Source organism: Paraburkholderia ginsengisoli NBRC 100965 (assembly GCF_000739735.1).
GTDB classification, from domain to species: domain Bacteria; phylum Pseudomonadota; class Gammaproteobacteria; order Burkholderiales; family Burkholderiaceae; genus Paraburkholderia; species Paraburkholderia ginsengisoli.
Map to the genome: position 1 here is coordinate 620,200 of NZ_BBJF01000004.1, position 17,482 is coordinate 637,681.

Consider the following 17,482-nt stretch of genomic DNA (forward strand, 5'->3'; position numbering starts at 1 on the left):
GAGTGCAGCGACAGGCGACGACAATCGGTCAGACGGTTTCGACCACCACCGGAATCGCCGCGAGCCGCGCCTGCCGCTCGACGGGCGTCGCGGGCCGGATCTGCCCGCGCTCTTCGACGAAGCGAACGTTGCTATCCGGCTCGCCGCTGTTGACGAAATGACGGAAGCGCTTGCGCGTATCCGGATCGGTGACGGCCTTCTTCCACTCGCACTCGTAGGTGTCGATCACGTGGCGCATCTCCGCTTCGAGTTCGGCAGCCACGTCGAGGCGATCGTTGACCACCACGTCGATCAGGTACGCGAGCCCGCCTTCGAGGTTGTCGCGCCACACGCTGGTGCGTTGCAGACGGTCGGCGGTACGCACATAGAACATCAGGAAGCGGTCGATGTAGCGGATCAGCGTGTCCTTGTCGAGGTCCGACGCGAGCAGTTCGGCATGGCGCGGTTTCATGCCGCCGTTGCCGCACACGTAGAGATTCCAGCCCTTCTCAGTCGCGATCACGCCGACGTCCTTGCCCTGCGCTTCCGCACATTCGCGCGTGCAGCCCGATACGCCGAACTTGATCTTGTGCGGCGTGCGCAGACCCTTGTAGCGATTCTCGAGTTCGACCGCGAGGCCCACCGAATCGCCGACGCCATAGCGGCACCACGTCGAGCCGACGCACGACTTCACGGTGCGCAGCGACTTGCCATAGGCATGGCCGGATTCGAAGCCGGCCGCGATCAGTTCTTCCCAGATGAGCGGCAGTTGCTCGACGCGCGCGCCGAACAGGTCGATCCGCTGACCGCCGGTAATCTCCGTGTAAAGACCGTATTTCTTCGCGACCTGGCCGACCGCGATCAGGCCGTCGGGCGTCACTTCGCCGCCCGCCATGCGCGGCACGACCGAATACGTGCCGTCACGCTGGATGTTCGCGAGGTAGTAATCGTTGGTGTCCTGCAGCGACGCGTGCTCTTTCTTCAGCACGAAATCGTTCCAGCACGACGCGAGGATGCTCGCCACCGCCGGCTTGCAGATATCGCAGCCGAGCCCGCGACCATGCTTCGCGAGCAGTTCGCCGAAGTCGCGCACGCCCTCGACACGCACGATGTGATACAGCTCCTGGCGCGAAAAGGCGAAGTGCTCGCAGACGTGGTTATTGACGGCCAGCCCCTGCTTCTTCATCTCGGCCTTCATCACCTGCGTGACGAGCGGCACGCAGCCGCCGCACGAGGTGCCGGCGCCGGTCGCGCATTTGAGTGCACCGATGTCGGTGGCGCCCGCGCAAACGGCCTCGCACAGATCGCCCTTCGACACGTTGTTGCACGAACAGATTTGCGCGGCGGCAGGCAATGCCTCGACACCGAGCGCGGGCTTCGCGCTACCGTCCACTTGCGGCAGGATCAGGAACTCGGGCGCTTCCGGCAACTCGATGCGGTTCAGCATCATCTGCAGCAGCGTGCCGTATTCGCTCGCATCGCCGACCACCACACCGCCGAGCAGATACTTGCCGCACTCGGACACCACCAGCTTCTTGTAGACCTGCTTGCGTTCGTCGCTGAACTGATACGCGCGGCTGCCCGGCGTGTTGCCGTGCGCGTCGCCAATGCTCGCGACGTCGACGCCCATCAGCTTGAGCTTCGTGCTCATGTCGGCGCCGGCGAATTCCGCGACCGGCTCGGCTGCGGCTTCGACTACGCCCGCGAGCAGTTGCTTCGCGACCGTGCGCGCCATGTCGTAGCCCGGCGCGACGAGCCCGAACAATTGACCGTTCCACAGCGCGCATTCGCCAATCGCATAGATGTGCGGATCGCTAGTGCGGCACGCGTTGTCGATCACGATGCCGCCGCGCGCGCCCAGCGTCAGACCGCATGCGCGCGCGAGGTCGTCGCGCGGACGGATGCCCGCGGAGAACACGATCATGTCGGTGTCGAGATGGCTGCCGTCCGCGAACTGCATGCGGTGGGTGCTCCCTTCGCCGTCGACGATCGCCGTGGTGTTCTTCTGCGTGTGGACCGTCACGCCCAGTTCTTCGATTTTGGTGCGCAACACCCGGCCGCCGCCGTCGTCCACCTGCACGGCCATCAGGCGTGGCGCGAATTCGACCACGTGGGTTTGCAGGCCCAGGTCGCGCAACGCCTTCGCGCATTCGAGCCCGAGCAGGCCGCCGCCGACCACCGTGCCGGTCGTCGCGCGAGCACCGCATTCGCGCATTGCTTCGAGGTCGTCGATAGTTCGGTACACGAAGCAATCGGCGCGCTCGCGGCCCGGCACCGGCGGCACGAACGGATACGATCCGGTCGCGAACACGAGCCTGTCGTACGCCAGCGTCTCGCCGGTCGACACCGTCACGGTGCGCTCATCGCGATCGACCGCCACGGCCTTCGCATTGAGCTTGAGCCGCACGTTCTGACGCTCGAAGAAACCGGGCTCGACGAGCGACAGATCGTCGGCCGTCTTGCCCGCGAAGAATTCGGACAGATGCACGCGATCGTAGGCCGGCCGGGATTCCTCGCACAGCACCGTGATGTCGAGACCGTGCGCGGCATTCTGCGCCAGGCATTCGACCAGCTTGTGGCCGACCATCCCGTGACCGATAACGATGATTTTCATGAGCGGGTGTCCTCAATGTGCTGGGCGTCGAGCGTCGCCGTCTGGCATCTGGCGAAGCGATTGCGAAAAAAAACGGCGTCCCGCGAACTCAGCCGATGACTGAATCCGGGGGACGCCGTTGTCCTGACCTGGGTAGTGCGCCGAGTACTTTGTGTTGCACTCGCGACGAATCTTCGTTGATCCGCTGCGAGCCCTAATGCAATGCCCGTGCCAATCGTGCGAAATGCGCCGCAGAACGGTGTCGCACGGTGCTTTGCGATGAATCGGGCGGCTCGCCCGCGACGGCCGCGCGCGTCGCGTTTTGATGCGGGGAAGCACAGGGATGGTGCGACGCAGCACCTTGCCCGTGCGAGCGTTGGGCAGGCACGCAATGCGTCGCGCGTTGCTGTTTTCAGCGTGCGCGACAAGGCGTGGTGCGGGAGGTGACATGAGACGTAACGCACTCGCCGCACAAGCGACCGTGTGGCTCAGTACTTGCATGAGTGAGCGCGAAGTCGTTGCGGCAACGCGGCCGCAACGACAGGACTTCGCACAGCACAACACAGTGCGGAGTTCCGCTTGAACCGGTTCCGAAACAGATCGCAGCAAACGGACAACGGCGTCCCCTCGTGAGCACCATCACGGGCGGACGCTTTTTTTTATTTGACGCCGACGCTACGTCCATCGAGGTCTTCCCACCGTCTACAGATACTAAGGATTCCGTGATGAATACGAATACAGGCAAGGTCACGCTGCTGAGCGCCGGCCCGGGCGACCTCGACCTGCTCACGCTCAAAGCGGCCAAAGCGCTCGCGGCCGCCGACGTCGTGCTGCTCGACGATCTGGCGAATCCCGACATCGTGACGCTCGCCCCGCAGGCGCGCGTGATTCGCGTCGGCAAGCGCGGCGGCTGCCGCTCGACGCCGCAAGCGTTCATCGAACGCCTGATGCGGCGCTATGCGCTCAAGGGCTTGCACGTGGTGCGCGTCAAGGGCGGTGAAGCGCTGCTATTCGGACGCGCCGGCGAGGAACTGGCGATGTTGCGCGCGGCCGGCATCGCGGTGGAGATTGTCAATGGCATCTCGTCGGGCTTCGCAGCGGCGGCGGGCTTGGGCATTTCGCTCACGCATCGCCGTCATTGCCACGGTGTTAGCTTCGTCACCGCGCACACCGAGGATCACGGTGAGCCGGACTGGGCCGCGCTCGCGGCGACCCGCACCACGTTGGCGATTTATATGGGAATGCGGCGCATCGGCAGCATTGCCGGCGCGTTGCTGAAGAGCCTGCCGGGCGATACGCCGGCCGCTGTCGTCCAACGGGCGGGTGGCGCCGACGAGCGGCGTTTGCTGACGCGCCTCGACCGGCTCGCCGCCGACGCGACGAACGCGGGCTTCGCCAGTCCGGCGGTGATTCTGGTGGGCAGTGCGATCGGCGAGAGTATCGAGCGGATGCGGATTGAAGGCGACGGGCGGCGCGCTGAGGGCGGCTTCATGCGGGCCGAGGAACCGCTCGCACACGAAGCAATCGCCCATGCCGCCTGAAGCGGCTCACGAACCGGTTGCGACCCTCCCAACCTCACGCCTTCAGACCTTCACGCCGTCACACACCCGCAGGCAATCTCGCGACAAAACACGTGCCCTCTTGCGACGATGAACTGACGTCCAGCGTGCCGCCATGCGCAAGCACGATCTGCCGGCAGATATAGAGGCCGAGTCCCAGTCCGCCGCCGGGCTTGCTGGTGGTCGGCCGCCAGTAGGGCTCGAAGACCTCGCCCAATGCGTCCGGCGCGATCGCGTTGCCGCCGTTCATCACGCTCAGCACGAGTTCGCCTTGCTCCAGGCGCACCCGCACTCGCACCGGGAACCCCGTTTCGCCATGCGTGACCGCATTGCCGAGCAGGTTCGACAGCAATTGCTGCACGCGCGCGCGATCGCATCGCACCGGCGTGTCGAGCGCGATGTCGTCGGCGAGGACATGTTCGGGATTGGCGATGCGCACTTCGGTGACCACCGCGCGCAACGCGGCGGCCAGGTCGTCGACCACGTCGATCGATACGCCGATGCCCGAGCCGAGCCGGCCGCGCGCGAAATCCATCACGTCGTCGATCAGGCGTGCCATGCGCAACGCGCTGGTTTTCAGGCGCTGACCGATCTTCACGAGGTCGGGCTCCTGCTTGCGCAGCGCGAGCAGTTCGGCGGTAGCGCTGATCGCAGACAGCGGATTGCGCAGATCGTGTCCGAGCACGGCGATGAACTGCTCGCGTAGCGCCGCTGTTTCACGTTCGCGCGTGAGCGCCACCTCGGCCTCCTGCTGCCGTCCCTGCGACGCAAGCTGGATCGCGATCAACTCGGCGAACATCTCGAACATACCCAGCGTGCGCGCGCTCGACAGCTCGGCCGGGGCCGGATCGATCGCGCAGAGATTACCGAAATAGCTGCCGTCGGGAAGAATGATCGGCACGGAAATATAGCTGCCGAGTTTGTAGATTCGCGCTGTGTGATGGCCGTGATAGACAGGGTCGCTGCCGAAATTGTCGATCACGATCGACGCGCGCGCAGTGCGCGACTCGAAGCACAGCGTGGTGTGCAGGTCGAGTTGACCGCCGGCCGCGAGGCCGAAATTCACGTTGTCCTGAACCGCGCAGGCGGTCCACGTCTGGTCCGTGACCCGCGCCACGGCGGCGAAGCCCATGCCGGTGTTGCGGCAAATCAGGCGCAGGATGGACGGCACGGCGTCGATGCGCTGGACCGCTTCGATATCGCGCGCGAGGTCGGCATCGAGGCCGGTTTCGAACGGTAGATTAGTCATAGGCCGGCGCTGCCGGAGCCCCCTGCCGAGATGGCCTGAAAACGGAAACGTGGAGGCCCGATTCTATCGGGACTTCAAATTGCTTGTTGATTCACCAACTGCAAATCAACCACGGAGAGGCCGGATGTCCCTGCGCCACAGCGCCCGCTTACTGATCGCCGACGACGACGCGGACCTGCTCGCTGCCTACGCGCTCTATTTCAGCGCGCACGGCTTCGACATTCGCACCGCGCGCAACGGGCTCGACGCGCTCGCCGAATACTGCGCGTGGCATCCCGAAGCCGCGCTGCTCGACGTCGAGATGCCGCGCCTCGACGGCCGCGCGGTGGCGCGGCGCATCCGCTACGTGGCCGACACGCCGGCGCCGACGCTGGTCGCCGTCAGCGGTCTCGAACAGGCCGAGGCGCGGCACGAGTCGCTATGCTCCGGCTTCAATCATCACTTCGTCAAGCCGGCGCCGATGCCGGCAATACTCGCGGCATTGACCGGGCGCATCAGGCATTAGACGGGGAGCGCGTTCAGTGTCGAGCGCGTGGCTCGCCTGTTTCGCGGCTACGTCCGGATGACTTCGCCGCGCTGCTTCGTGGGGTTGCTTCGCGATCGTCCGCGGCCACTGGTCCGCACGCCCGCGTGTGAAAAACGGGTCAATCGCCGAACGCCAGCTCCGCTTCAACCTCCTGCCCCACCCGCAACCATCCGCCCGCCCCATTCACGACCAGCGCATTGTTGCCGAAGGTGATCGCACCGTCGCGCTGCGGCTGAGCCCGGTAGACGCTCATCGTGTCGCTCGGTTCGTTCGGCCAGTCCGGATCGGGCGCGCCCTTCGCCTGGTCGATGGTCGGCATCGGGCAGCGCGCGCACAGTTTGATCAGTTGCAGCTCCATGGACTGCTGCGCGGTGGACTCGCCCGCAATGCTCAGCGTTTCCACATAGTCCTCCTCGTATGCGTCGAGGCCGGTCAGCACCACATTCGGACGGAACCGGTCGATCGGAATCGCCGGCGCGCCCTTCGCGGTGAGGCGCGCGTTCAGGTCATCGAGCGATGCCTGGCCAACCACCAGCAGCGGAAAGCCGTCGGCGAACAGCGTGGTGGCGCCGCCGACGCTGCCCGTGTAGTCCGGATCGACGATGCGCTCCTCGTCGGGGTTAAAGCGCAGAAGCCGTGCCGGTATGCCGAGAAAGTCGGAGAACCAGGCGGCGCTCGCGTCGCCCGTGTCGATTCCGTAGGCCGCGTCGCGCCAGACACTGGTCTGCACCCGGCGCGCCGCGTCGAGTCGCGCGGCATCCAGCGGCGTGCGCAACTCGCTCATGCCGGGCGCGCGCAACACCAGGTCCTCTGTGCCGAGTTCGACCTTGATCAGTGCCATGCGGGGATACGCGCGCTGCGTGAGCATCGCGCCGTGCGGATCGGTGACCATCCAGCATCGGTCGTATTCGAGGCCGGTCGCGAGCAGGCGCGCTTCACGCAGCGCGATGCCCGCACAGGATTTGACCGGATAAACGAACAGTTCGCTGATTGTAGGCATGGTGTGTAGGGCGCGTGGCGCGCGCGAGTTTCTTGTGTGCAAGGCTCGATTGTAAGGCCCACTACCGGAAGCCTCCAGTTGTGGCTGTTGCCGGGGCGATTCAGCTCCGCCGTTTCGTCCGGCCGCGCTTGGACGTAGAATCCTCAGGCGTGGCGACGGACCGGAAGCCCGGCCGACGCGATGGCATTCGCGCACAATGCGGGTGCCGACGGCTGCGTGCAACCCGCGCTGTCACCGAACACCAACGGGGCCGACGCGCGTTTGATCGACCCGCATCGGCATCCGAATCCGCAGAGAGACGCGTGGCGAGTCGGGCGCCGCTCGACCGCTTGCACGCGGATTCAAGAGCGAGAGTGAGGCCGCATGGGTATTCGCCATTGCAAACGCAACGGCGCGGCGCGTGTCACTGCCGCGCCCACACCGCTGCATGCGCAGCAAAGCGCTGCACGGCACGGCTTGGGTCACCGTCGTGCGTCGCCGTCATACGCATTGCGGATCGGCATGCAAGCATGCCGGCATCACTGGATAGAACTTGTAGAAGCATCCTTACCATCACCGAGACAGGAAATTCATTATGCTGAGCAAACCCGTGTTGACCGTTGCCGAAACGACCCGCATCCTCGAAGCCGCGCGCGCGGAAGCCGAGAAGAACAAGTGGGCCGTCGCGATCGTGGTGGTCGACGACGGCGGCCATCCGCTCGCCATGCTGCGCCTGGACGGCGGTGCGCCGGCCAGCTCGTACATCGCGACGGAAAAAGCGCGCACGGCGGCGATCGGCCGTCGCGAGACCAAGGTCTACGAAGACATGATCAACAACGGCCGCACCGCGTTCCTGAGCGCGCCGCTGCAGGGCACGCTGGAAGGCGGCGTGCCGGTGATCGTCGACGGTCAGGTGGTCGGCGCGGTCGGCGTGTCGGGCGTCAAGTCGGATCAGGACGCGCAGATCGCCAAGGCCGGTATCGCGGCGATCGCGGCTTAAGTTGCGGGCCTGAATCGCAGCTTGAAAACGCGGCTTGAAACGCGACCCGGCTCGCAGCATGACCGCGACGCCGTTCACAATGGCGCGCGCGTATCGATTGAATTGAAGTAACCCGTGGCATCACTCTGGCAATAACCTGGTAATACCCTGGCAATAACGCGGACCGATGCCCCCTCGTCGGTCCCATCAGACAGATGGAGCAGTCGATGACTCAGATGAACCCGCGCGGCGGACTGCAGGTCGCCGCCAACCTCGACCAGTTCGTTGAAACCGAAGCCCTGCCCGGCACCGGAATCGACAGCGCCGCATTCTGGTCGGGCTTCGACGCCCTCGTGCACGAGCTGGCGCCCAAAAACCGGGCGCTGCTCGCCGAGCGCGACCGCCTGCAAATCGAACTCGACAACTGGCATCGCGCGAATCCGGGTCCGGTGCGCGATCTGCGCGCGTACCGTGCGTTTCTCGAAGGCATCGGCTACATCGTGCCGACGCCCGCCAGCGTCAAAGCCACGACCGACCAGGTGGACACCGAAATCGCCGAGCAAGCCGGCCCGCAACTCGTCGTGCCGCTGTCGAATCAGCGCTATGCATTGAACGCGGCGAACGCGCGCTGGGGCAGTCTGTACGACGCGCTGTACGGCACCGACGCGATTCCCGAGACGAACGGCGCGGAAAAGCAGCAGGCCTTCAATCCGGTGCGCGGCGCCGCGGTGATCGCGTATGCGCGCAAGTTTCTCGATCAGGCCGCCCCGCTCGCGAACGGCTCGCACGCCGACGCAACGCGCTATAGCGTCGAAGGCGGCAAGCTGGTCGTCATCTTGAAGAACGGCAGGAGCGAACTGGCGAAGCCCGCGCAGTTCATCGGCTATCAAGGCGATGAGAGCGCGCCGTCGGCAGTGCTGCTCAAGCACAACGGCCTGCACTTCGAAATACAGATCGACGCGAACGATTCGATCGGCAAGACGGATGCCGCGCATGTGAAGGACGTGGTGGTCGAAGCGGCGGTGAGCACGATCATCGATTGCGAAGACTCGGTCGCGGCCGTCGATGCGGACGACAAGGTGCAGTTGTATCGCAACTGGCTCGGCCTGATGACCGGCGACCTGACCGAAGAGGTCACGAAGAACGGCAAGACCTTCACGCGCCGGCTGAACGCCGATCGCGTGTACACCGCCGCGAACGGCACCGCGCCGGTCGTGCTGCATGGCCGTTCGCTGCTGTTCATCCGCAACGTCGGTCACCTGATGACCAATCCGGCGGTGCTGACGAAAGACGGCCACGAAATTCCGGAAGGCATTCTCGACGCGGTCATCACCACGTTGTGCGCGCTGCACGACCGCAAGCACAAGCTGAACTCGCGCACCGGCTCGATCTATATCGTCAAGCCGAAGATGCACGGCCCGACCGAAGTCGCGTTCGCGAGCGAACTGTTCGCACGCGTCGAAGACCTCCTGCAACTGCCGCGCAACACGATCAAGATGGGCATCATGGACGAGGAGCGCCGCACCAGCGTGAACCTGCTCGCCTGTATCGCCGAAGCGTCGGAGCGGGTCGCGTTCATCAACACGGGTTTCCTCGATCGTACCGGCGACGAGATGCACACGGCGATGGAAGCGGGCCCGATGATGCGCAAGGGCGACATGAAGTCGAGCGCATGGATTGCCGCGTATGAGCGCAGCAATGTGCTGGTCGGTTTGAGCGCGGGCCTGCGCGGCCGCTCGCAGATCGGCAAGGGCATGTGGGCGATGCCCGACCTGATGCACGCGATGCTCGAACAGAAGATCGCGCATCCGAAGGCCGGCGCGAACACCGCGTGGGTGCCGTCGCCGACCGCCGCGGCACTGCACGCGCTGCACTATCACCAGATCGACGTGCAGGCGGTTCAGCAGGAGCTGGAGCGCACCGACTACGCGAAGGTCCGCGACGAACTGCTCGACGGCCTGCTGACGATCCCGGTGGTCGAATCGGCGAAGTGGAGCGATGACGAGATCCGCAGCGAGATCGACAACAACGCGCAAGGCATTCTCGGCTACGTGGTGCGCTGGATCGATCAGGGCGTGGGTTGCTCGAAGGTGCCGGACATTCATAACGTCGGGCTGATGGAAGACCGCGCGACGCTGCGCATTTCCAGCCAGCACATCGCCAACTGGCTGCATCACGGCGTGGTGAAACGCGAGCTGGTCGAGGAGACGTTCAAGCGGATGGCGAAGGTGGTCGACGAGCAGAACGCCGGCGACCCGCATTACAAACCGATGGCGCCGGGCTTCGACACGATCGCGTTCAAGGCCGCGCAGGCGTTGGTGTTCGAAGGGCGCCAGCAGCCGAGCGGCTATACGGAACCGTTGCTGCACAAGTTCCGGCTGGAAGTGAAGCAGCAAGGTTGAGACTGGTTGGGCAGGCCTGTTCGCGTGTGATGACTGACGCGCGGACCGGCTGAAATGACAACGGGCGCCGCATGATGCGGCGCCCGTTTTCTTTGCGTGGAGTGTTTCGTGCGGTGATGCGCGCCTGATTCCGTTCAGCGCGGTGGCGCATCGGCCACGCGCTTCAGCAGCGGATCAACCTGCATGCTCACCTACCCGATCCAACGCTTCAGTCCGCTCAAGCCGCTTCCACCGCAAACTGCGCCGGCTCGCCCACCGACTGATTGTTCTGCATATACGCCTGCAGGTACGCTTCGAAATCCGCCTTCACTTCCGGATGACGCAGCGCGAATTCGACTGTCGCTTTCAGATAGCCGAGCTTGCTGCCGCAATCGAAACGCGTGCCGAAGTAGCGATACGCGAGCACCTGTTCCTCGGTCAGCAGCGATTGCACCGCGTCGGTCAGTTGCAGTTCGCCGCCCGCGCCCGGCTTAACCGAGCGGATATGCTTGAAGATGGTCGGCATCAGCACGTAGCGGCCCACCACGCCGAGATTCGACGGCGCGTTGTCCGGCGCCGGCTTCTCGACAATGCCCGACAGTTTGATCACATTGTCTTCCCACTCGCGGCCGTCGACGACGCCATACGAACGGCTGTCCTCGCGCGCAATCGTTTCGACGCCGATGACCGAGCTGTGATAGTGGTTGAACGTGTCGACGAGCTGGCTCATCACCGGCTTCGAGCTGTGCAGCAGGTCGTCGGCGAGGATCACGGCGAACGGGCTGTCGCCCACCAGTTTCTCCGCGCACAGCACCGCATGGCCCAGGCCTAGCGCTTCGGCCTGACGCACATAGAAACAGTCGACGTTGGCCGGCTTGATGCTGCGCACGAGATCGAGCAGCTTCTGCTTGTTGCGCGCCTCGAGCTCGGCTTCGATCTCGTAGGACTTGTCGAAGTGATCTTCGATCGCGCGCTTGCTGCGGCCCGTCACGAAGATCATTTCGGTGATGCCGGCGGCAATCGCTTCCTCGACCGCGTACTGGATCAGCGGCTTGTCGACGATCGGCAGCATTTCCTTAGGACTTGCTTTGGTAGCCGGCAGGAATCGTGTCCCGAGGCCCGCTACGGGAAACACGGCTTTGGTGACTTTCAGCATGGTAGGCATTCCCACATCGGTTAGAAGTTAGTGTGTTCGCGGACCTGATGGCCAATCGATGTCGTCGTAAAGGCTAGCAAAAAAACCGGCCATTTTCACCAACGAATTTTTCTCCAGCGGGATAAATAAATCGATCTTCTTTCAATATTCCAAACCAATGGCATTGGCAGGAAACTATTACGGATATCGGACGAATTATTTCCCTGAATTCCGAAAAATTTACATATTCACGGGCGCCGGTCCGCTCATGCAGGAGACCCGTCAGCCGGCGCGGCGCGGGCGGCTCTCCTCCATGCGTGCCGGAGTCATTCGTTGTCGTCGACGGGCGGCAGTTTGCCCGGATTCATCCGGTAACGACGGATCGGCTCGTTACGCAAGGCCTCGCGGTAAGCGGAGGCGGCAACGAGGATCAGCAGCACGGCAACGCCGGCGAGTAAATGCAGGTTCATGACTTCACCTCTGGTCAGGAAAATCCGTGCTTCAAATTAGCACGAAAAAAGCGGTAAATAATTCGCCGCCGCATCTGCTCATGCTCAATTACAATTCGTCACAAAATCGCCATTCAATTCAATAACACGGGCAATTTTTTATCGATTTTTTGCGGCCGCGGTGCTCTAGCATGTGATCCATCGCGGGCGCGTACGGCGCCCGGCACTCCGCTTTTTCCCGTTCAGATTCAGATTAAGGACCGCGCATGAGCGACTCAGCACTGGATGCCGCCGGCTCATCCCTGCCTCTATCCCCTTCACGCCCTTCGCGTCCCTCGCGACCGGCCGGCGCCGCCGCATCGCCTGCGCCGAGCGACGCGCGCGCCGACAGCGCCGGCAAGGAGCACGTGATCGATGCGATGCGCGGCTTCGCTGCGTTGCTGGTTGCGTACTTCCATTGCCGCCAAATCGCGTGGGTGGGCATGCAGGCGTTTCACCAGAGCGTTACCCATGCGTTTAGCCTGAGCGCGATTGCCGCCTATCTGACGTTCCCGATCGCGTGGGGCTCGGCCGGCGTGCCGATTTTCTTCGTGATCAGCGGCTACTGCATTCATCGCGGCGGCGCACTGCGCCTCGCCAGCAATCCGGCTTACCGGCTCGACGCCGCCAATTTCTGGGTGCGCCGTTTTGCGCGCATCTATCCGGTGTTGCTTGCAGCTTTGGTCCTCACCTTCGCGCTCGACTGGTTCAGCCTGCAATTGCCGCCTGTGAGCCACAAGATCCGCGAGATCGGCCTGCAGGCGTTCCTCGTCAATCTGTTCTCGCTGCAAGGCGTGGCCGGCAAGACCTATGGATCGAACGGCGCGCTGTGGACGCTGTCGCTCGAAGTGCAGTTCTATGCGATCTATCCGCTGCTGTTCGCGCTGCGCCGACGCATCGGCATGACGTCGGTGCTGGCGCTGGTCGCGGTGGTCAACGTGGCGTCCGCGTATGCGCTCGAACGCCATGACATCCAGTTCTTCACGTCGTACTGGTTCTCGTGGACGCTCGGCGCGTGGATCGCGGACGCGAAGGTTCGCAGCACGTCGCAGACCCGCTCGTCGATATGGCTATATGTGCTGGCTGCGGGCTTCATCGCGCTCGGCTGCGTGGCGTTCCATTTCGGTCAGTACGCTGCGTTCCAGTTGTGGGCGCTCGGCTTCGCGTTCTATCTGTACAAGGCGCTGGACCGCCGCAACGGGCCGCAACGCGCGACGTTCGGCACGCGCCTGCTGTCCCGTTTCGGCGACTTCAGCTTTTCGCTGTATCTGATCCATCTGCCGATCTTCGTGCTGATGTCGTCGCTGCTGTTCCGCTCGGCGTTGCAGATGTCGATCTGGCCGTCGTTCGGTTACATGCTGGTGGCCGTGCCGGCCGCTTACGTGTTCTACCGCCTGGTCGAACTGCCCGCGATGAAGTGGTCGGCGAGCTTCAAACCGAAAGCGGCGAAGGCGCAGCAATAAACCAGCGAAAAAAACGGAGCGAAAGCCACTGACTTTCGCTCCGCCACGCCAACGACCGGGACCGGCCGAGTCCCCGCCTACCCCCGCGTCAAACCCGTGCGCGCCGCAGCGCGTCGAACTGCCATACGCCATCCCTCCTCGAACAAGCCGGGCAAACCTGCCCGCCCAGGCTGTCCCGGCTCGTTTAACGCCCTACCACGCGCTTCAGAATCCGCGCCACGCCATCCACATAGGTCGTGGTGCCGAAGCGGCTCAGCGCGGTCTGATAGCCGTTTCTGACCAGCCGGTTGCGCAGGTCGTCGTTCGAGCGCAGTTCCGCGAGCGTGTCGGCGAGACCGTGCGCATCGCCGGGTGTGCACAGCACGCCGTTCTCATGGTCGTCGATGATCTCCAGCACTCCGCCCGCGCGAGCCGCCACCACCGGCCGCTGCGCCAGCATCCCTTCGACGATCACGCGGCCGAAAGGCTCCGGCGTGATCGACGTGTGGACCACCGCGTCGACCGCGCACATGCAGGCCGGAATGTCGTGCTGGAAGCCCAGGAAATGCACACGGTCGCCGAGATCGTGCGCGACGACGAACGCATGCAGTTCGCTCTCGTACTGCTCTTCGCCGAACAGCGGCGCGCCGACCAGCACCGTATGCATCTGCGGATTGAGCACCATCGCTTCGAGCAGCACGTGCTGGCCTTTCCAGCGCGCGAGGCGGCTGAACGAGCCGACGAGAAACGCGTCGCGCGGCAGATTCAGGCGCTCGCGCAGCGTCGCCTGCGGCACCGCGCGCAATGCGTCGAACGGCTCGGCGGAAATGCCGTTGAACACCACGTCGATGCGCTTGCCGTCGAACTGTGTGAGTTCCGCGAACGCACGCGCCGACGCCGCCGAATTGGCGATCACGTGCGTGAGTCCGAAACGCGCGCACCATTTGATGATCGCCAGTTGTTTGCCGCCGAAATGTTCGGGGCTCACGATGTCGCGCAGATGCCAGACCACCGGACGTCTCGCGAGCTTGCCGGCAAGCGCGCCGATCACCATGGCGCGCTGCGTGTTCGCGTAGATCACGTCGGCCTTGCGGGCTCGTTTCGCGGTGGCGCGCACGAGCGACAGCAAGCCCTTCAGCGCCGCGCCCTTCGGCAGCGAGCCACCCTGCTTCTTCACATGACGCAGCGCGCCGGCGTCCAGCACGTCGACGGTGACGCCGGCCTGATCGAGCGCGGTGCGGAACGGACCGTCGTCGAACAGCACGACCTCGATGCGCGAGCGCAGCGCCTTGACGATTTCCAGCAGCGACAGTTCGGCGCCACCGAGCACGCCGCTTTGATCGACCGCGAGGATGCGCGGCGCACTGGCCGCCGCGTCCGCTTTATACGGCACGTAGCGCGGCAATTGCGCGCCGCGCAAGGCCGGCACCGCCGCCCGCACGTGGGCGAAGAAGCGTTCGCGGAAATGCGCGGCGGAGAACTGCTCGGCGTTGGCGCGGCAATCCATCGGCGAAAAACGCTTGATGTGAGCGTCAAAACGTTCGACTGCCGCGATGATCGATTCGGTATCCTGTTCATCGAAGAACATCCCGGTGGGCCGCGACTCGGACAGATCGCGCACGGTTTCGAGCGCCCCGCCCTTGCCGTACGCGATCACTGGCGTGCCGCATGCCTGCGCCTCGACCACCGAGATGCCGAAGTCCTCTTCGGCGGCGAACACGAAAGCCTTCGCGCGGCTCATCCGGTCCTGCAGCACCTTGAACGGCTGGTAGCCCATGATCTCGACGTTCGGCCCCGCCTTTGCGCGGATCTTCTCCATGTCGGGGCCGTCGCCGATCACGACCAGCTTGCGCTCCCGCATGCGCGCAAACGCTTCGACGATCAGGTCGATCTTCTTGTACGGCACCATCCGCGACGCGGTCAGATAGAAATCTTCCTTCTCGGTGCACAACGAAAACGCCTCGACGTCGACCGGCGGAAAGATCACCTGCGCGTCGCGCTGATAGACCTTCCTGATGCGCCGCGCGATGAACTCGGAGTTCGCGACGAAGCCGTCCACCGAGTTCGACGTACGGATATCCCAGTTGCGGATGTAATGCAGAATCAGCCGCGCCAGCGCCGACTTCGGTCCGTTGGTCAGCTTCGACTGTTGCAGATACTGGTGCTGCAGATCCCACGCATAGCGTATCGGCGAATGCACGTAGCTGATATGCACCTGGTCGGGGCCGGTCAGAATGCCCTTCGCGACCGCGTGGCTGCTGGAGATCACCACGTCGTACGCGGACACGTCGAGCTGTTCGATCGCGAGCGGCATCAGCGGCAGATACGAACGGTACTTGCTGCGCGCGAGCGGCAGCTTCTGGATGAACGACGTCGTCACCGGCTTGCCGCGCAGGAAGCTGCGGTCGTCGAGAAAGTCGACGAGACTGAACAGGTCCGCGTCCGGAAAGCACGCGACGATCTGCTCAAGCACTTTCTCCGCGCCCGCATAGGTGACAAGCCAGTCATGCACGATCGCGATACGCACCGTTTTATCGGCGCGCAGCGCAGCGCGGCGCGGCGTTGCGAGTCCGGGCACGCCGGGCACGTTGGTGAGTTCGGTAAGCGCGCTGCGCGTCGCGGGTCGCAGCACGGCTTCTTCAAGGATTTCCTGGTTCATGCGCTTTTCCTCGGATTCAGTCGCAACAGCAGTGAACGCGCAAGATTGCGCAAGGCGGGGGTCATCGTGATCGACCAGGCGATGTTCGCGCCGACCATCAGTACGCCGGCGGAAATCGCCAACGCAAGACCCGGCAGGAAGCTCGCCAGCCACAGGCTGGCGAGCAGGAAAGCGAGGTGGGCGAGCATGTCGAGCGCGATCTGGCGCGCGCGGATCGCCGAGAAATGCAGCAGCACCGCGTAGTCGAACAGTGCGCGTCCGGCGACGGCCACTGCTGCGCCCGTCAAGCCGAAGTGCGTGATGCCGACCCACAAAGCCCCTGCAAACAGGGGCAATTCGAACAGGCCGACGCGCGCGGCGGTGGCCGGATTGACCTGCGACTGGATCAGGATGCGCGTGACGTTCGCCTGTCCGACGAGCCACACGGCGACGATCATGATGCGGCCCACCGGCGCGGCGACGGTGGCGATTTCATTGCCGACCCACAGATGCAGGAACGGTTCGAGCACCAGCATCGCGACCAGCGCGACCGGCGTGAACACGCCGTTCAGGAATTCGAGCGACTGCTGCGTGATGGTGTCGGCATCCGCGCGGCCGACTGCGGACAGACGCGGAAACAGCGTACGCACCAGCGCCGTCGGCACGATGTTCAGGCGCGTGACGAGGTTTTGCGGCACCGTGTAGTACGTGACGAAACGCGCGCCGAGACTCGACCCGAGCATCACGCGGTCGAGCGAGTCGGCGATCATCGTCGTGACGCTGGCGATCAGCATCCAGCCGCCGAAATTGAACAGCCCCTTCGCGACGCCGAATTGCGGCGGCAGAATGCGGCGGATTTCCAGCACCTTCAGCGCGGAGCGGCCGAGCAGCAGCGCGGCGAGAATCCGCGCGAACACCGCCGCGGCGAGCACGTTCTGCAGCGTCGCGCCGAGCCACAAGGCCGCGCCGAGCGGCAGCAGCTGGAACAGAAACGTGCCGATCGTCTGATTGGTGTTGTAGACACCAAAGCGTTCGGCGCCGTTGATCGCGCCGGCGAACACCCACGACACGTTGGCAATCGGAATCGCCACCGCGAGCCACGGCAACGCCATGTACACCTCGTGCTGCAACTCGGGCGACACCTTCGTGAAATACGCGGTGTAGAGAAACGCGCCGAAGTAGATGATCAAACCGCCGATCACGCCGGTCGCGAGATTGAGCCACGTCGCGCTCCAGAACACGCGCGCGTTTTCCTCCTTGTCGCCGGATGCGCGCGCCTTCGAGATGTGATTCTGCGCGGCCATGCTCATGCCGAGATCGAGAATCCCGAAGTAGCCGATCAACGTCCACACGAGACTGATCACGCCGTAGCGCTCGACGCCGAGCAGCTTGATATACGACGGCACGGTCACGAGCGAGACGAAAGTCGGCAGCACCAGCCCGACGAAATTGATCGCTATGTTCCTGAGAATGCCTTTATCCATCGAATGCCTTGGGTTGACTGCGATTGCGCTTGTTTTGCGTGAGCGGTGAA

Annotated in this window: 12 protein-coding genes; 5 read left to right on the forward strand and 7 right to left on the reverse strand. The window is 64.2% G+C overall.

Annotated elements, in window-relative coordinates:
• Positions 1-28: 28 nt before the first annotated feature.
• A complete protein-coding gene (gene nirB / locus BGI01S_RS06845; RefSeq protein ID WP_042323558.1) occupies positions 29-2,593 on the reverse strand; it encodes a nitrite reductase large subunit NirB in 2,565 nt (854 codons plus the stop codon).
• Between the two features lie 704 nt (positions 2,594-3,297).
• Here nirB and cobA point away from each other — a divergent pair.
• Positions 3,298-4,113, forward strand: coding sequence for a uroporphyrinogen-III C-methyltransferase (cobA, locus tag BGI01S_RS06850; protein WP_042323560.1), 816 nt, complete (start codon positions 3,298-3,300; stop codon positions 4,111-4,113).
• A gap of 58 nt (positions 4,114-4,171) precedes the next feature.
• On the opposite strand, the gene BGI01S_RS06855 is transcribed toward cobA, so the two are convergent.
• Positions 4,172-5,380 (reverse strand): GAF domain-containing sensor histidine kinase, encoded by a 1,209-nt coding sequence (locus tag BGI01S_RS06855; protein ID WP_042323562.1) that lies wholly within the window; start codon positions 5,378-5,380, stop codon positions 4,172-4,174.
• A gap of 124 nt (positions 5,381-5,504) precedes the next feature.
• Between BGI01S_RS06855 and BGI01S_RS06860 the strand changes: the two genes are divergently transcribed.
• On the forward strand, positions 5,505-5,885 hold the full coding sequence (locus BGI01S_RS06860; RefSeq protein ID WP_042323564.1) for a response regulator: 381 nt from the start codon (positions 5,505-5,507) through the stop codon (positions 5,883-5,885).
• A gap of 139 nt (positions 5,886-6,024) precedes the next feature.
• On the opposite strand, the gene BGI01S_RS06865 is transcribed toward BGI01S_RS06860, so the two are convergent.
• Positions 6,025-6,906 carry an MOSC domain-containing protein gene (locus BGI01S_RS06865; RefSeq protein WP_042323566.1) on the reverse strand — a complete coding sequence of 294 codons (882 nt, stop codon included), beginning with the start codon at positions 6,904-6,906 and terminating at the stop codon, positions 6,025-6,027.
• A gap of 574 nt (positions 6,907-7,480) precedes the next feature.
• On the opposite strand from BGI01S_RS06865, the gene BGI01S_RS06870 reads away from it, so the two are divergent.
• Both BGI01S_RS06870 and BGI01S_RS06875 read left to right on the forward strand, forming a co-directional pair.
• Positions 7,481-7,885 carry a heme-binding protein gene (locus BGI01S_RS06870; RefSeq protein ID WP_042323568.1) on the forward strand — a complete coding sequence of 135 codons (405 nt, stop codon included), beginning with the start codon at positions 7,481-7,483 and terminating at the stop codon, positions 7,883-7,885.
• Positions 7,886-8,091: 206 nt separating this feature from the next.
• Positions 8,092-10,266 carry a malate synthase G gene (locus tag BGI01S_RS06875; RefSeq protein WP_042324478.1) on the forward strand — a complete coding sequence of 725 codons (2,175 nt, stop codon included), beginning with the start codon at positions 8,092-8,094 and terminating at the stop codon, positions 10,264-10,266.
• A 217-nt stretch (positions 10,267-10,483) separates the two neighbouring features.
• Here BGI01S_RS06875 and galU read toward each other — a convergent pair whose 3' ends face one another.
• Positions 10,484-11,401 carry a UTP--glucose-1-phosphate uridylyltransferase GalU gene (gene galU / locus BGI01S_RS06880; RefSeq protein ID WP_042323569.1) on the reverse strand — a complete coding sequence of 306 codons (918 nt, stop codon included), beginning with the start codon at positions 11,399-11,401 and terminating at the stop codon, positions 10,484-10,486.
• Between the two features lie 305 nt (positions 11,402-11,706).
• Positions 11,707-11,850 carry a hypothetical protein gene (locus BGI01S_RS30505; RefSeq protein WP_167335632.1) on the reverse strand — a complete coding sequence of 48 codons (144 nt, stop codon included), beginning with the start codon at positions 11,848-11,850 and terminating at the stop codon, positions 11,707-11,709.
• Between the two features lie 245 nt (positions 11,851-12,095).
• Between BGI01S_RS30505 and BGI01S_RS06885 the strand changes: the two genes are divergently transcribed.
• On the forward strand, positions 12,096-13,331 hold the full coding sequence (locus BGI01S_RS06885) for an acyltransferase family protein (protein ID WP_042323571.1): 1,236 nt from the start codon (positions 12,096-12,098) through the stop codon (positions 13,329-13,331).
• A gap of 184 nt (positions 13,332-13,515) precedes the next feature.
• On the opposite strand, the gene BGI01S_RS06890 is transcribed toward BGI01S_RS06885, so the two are convergent.
• On the reverse strand, positions 13,516-15,969 hold the full coding sequence (locus BGI01S_RS06890; RefSeq protein WP_042323574.1) for a glycosyltransferase family 4 protein: 2,454 nt from the start codon (positions 15,967-15,969) through the stop codon (positions 13,516-13,518).
• On the reverse strand, positions 15,966-17,432 hold the full coding sequence (locus BGI01S_RS06895) for a flippase (RefSeq protein WP_042323575.1): 1,467 nt from the start codon (positions 17,430-17,432) through the stop codon (positions 15,966-15,968). The genes BGI01S_RS06890 and BGI01S_RS06895 overlap by 4 nt, the downstream gene beginning before the upstream one ends.
• Positions 17,433-17,482 lie beyond the last annotated feature (50 nt).

Coding starts and splice junctions, on each gene's coding strand:
- nirB (WP_042323558.1), bottom strand. CDS start 2,593: ATGAAAATCATCGTTATCGGTCACGGGATGGTCGGCCACAAGCTGGTC.
- cobA (WP_042323560.1), top strand. CDS start 3,298: ATGAATACGAATACAGGCAAGGTCACGCTGCTGAGCGCCGGCCCGGGC.
- BGI01S_RS06855 (WP_042323562.1), bottom strand. CDS start 5,380: ATGACTAATCTACCGTTCGAAACCGGCCTCGATGCCGACCTCGCGCGC.
- BGI01S_RS06860 (WP_042323564.1), top strand. CDS start 5,505: ATGTCCCTGCGCCACAGCGCCCGCTTACTGATCGCCGACGACGACGCG.
- BGI01S_RS06865 (WP_042323566.1), bottom strand. CDS start 6,906: ATGCCTACAATCAGCGAACTGTTCGTTTATCCGGTCAAATCCTGTGCG.
- BGI01S_RS06870 (WP_042323568.1), top strand. CDS start 7,481: ATGCTGAGCAAACCCGTGTTGACCGTTGCCGAAACGACCCGCATCCTC.
- BGI01S_RS06875 (WP_042324478.1), top strand. CDS start 8,092: ATGACTCAGATGAACCCGCGCGGCGGACTGCAGGTCGCCGCCAACCTC.
- galU (WP_042323569.1), bottom strand. CDS start 11,401: ATGCTGAAAGTCACCAAAGCCGTGTTTCCCGTAGCGGGCCTCGGGACA.
- BGI01S_RS30505 (WP_167335632.1), bottom strand. CDS start 11,850: ATGAACCTGCATTTACTCGCCGGCGTTGCCGTGCTGCTGATCCTCGTT.
- BGI01S_RS06885 (WP_042323571.1), top strand. CDS start 12,096: ATGAGCGACTCAGCACTGGATGCCGCCGGCTCATCCCTGCCTCTATCC.
- BGI01S_RS06890 (WP_042323574.1), bottom strand. CDS start 15,969: ATGAACCAGGAAATCCTTGAAGAAGCCGTGCTGCGACCCGCGACGCGC.
- BGI01S_RS06895 (WP_042323575.1), bottom strand. CDS start 17,432: ATGGATAAAGGCATTCTCAGGAACATAGCGATCAATTTCGTCGGGCTG.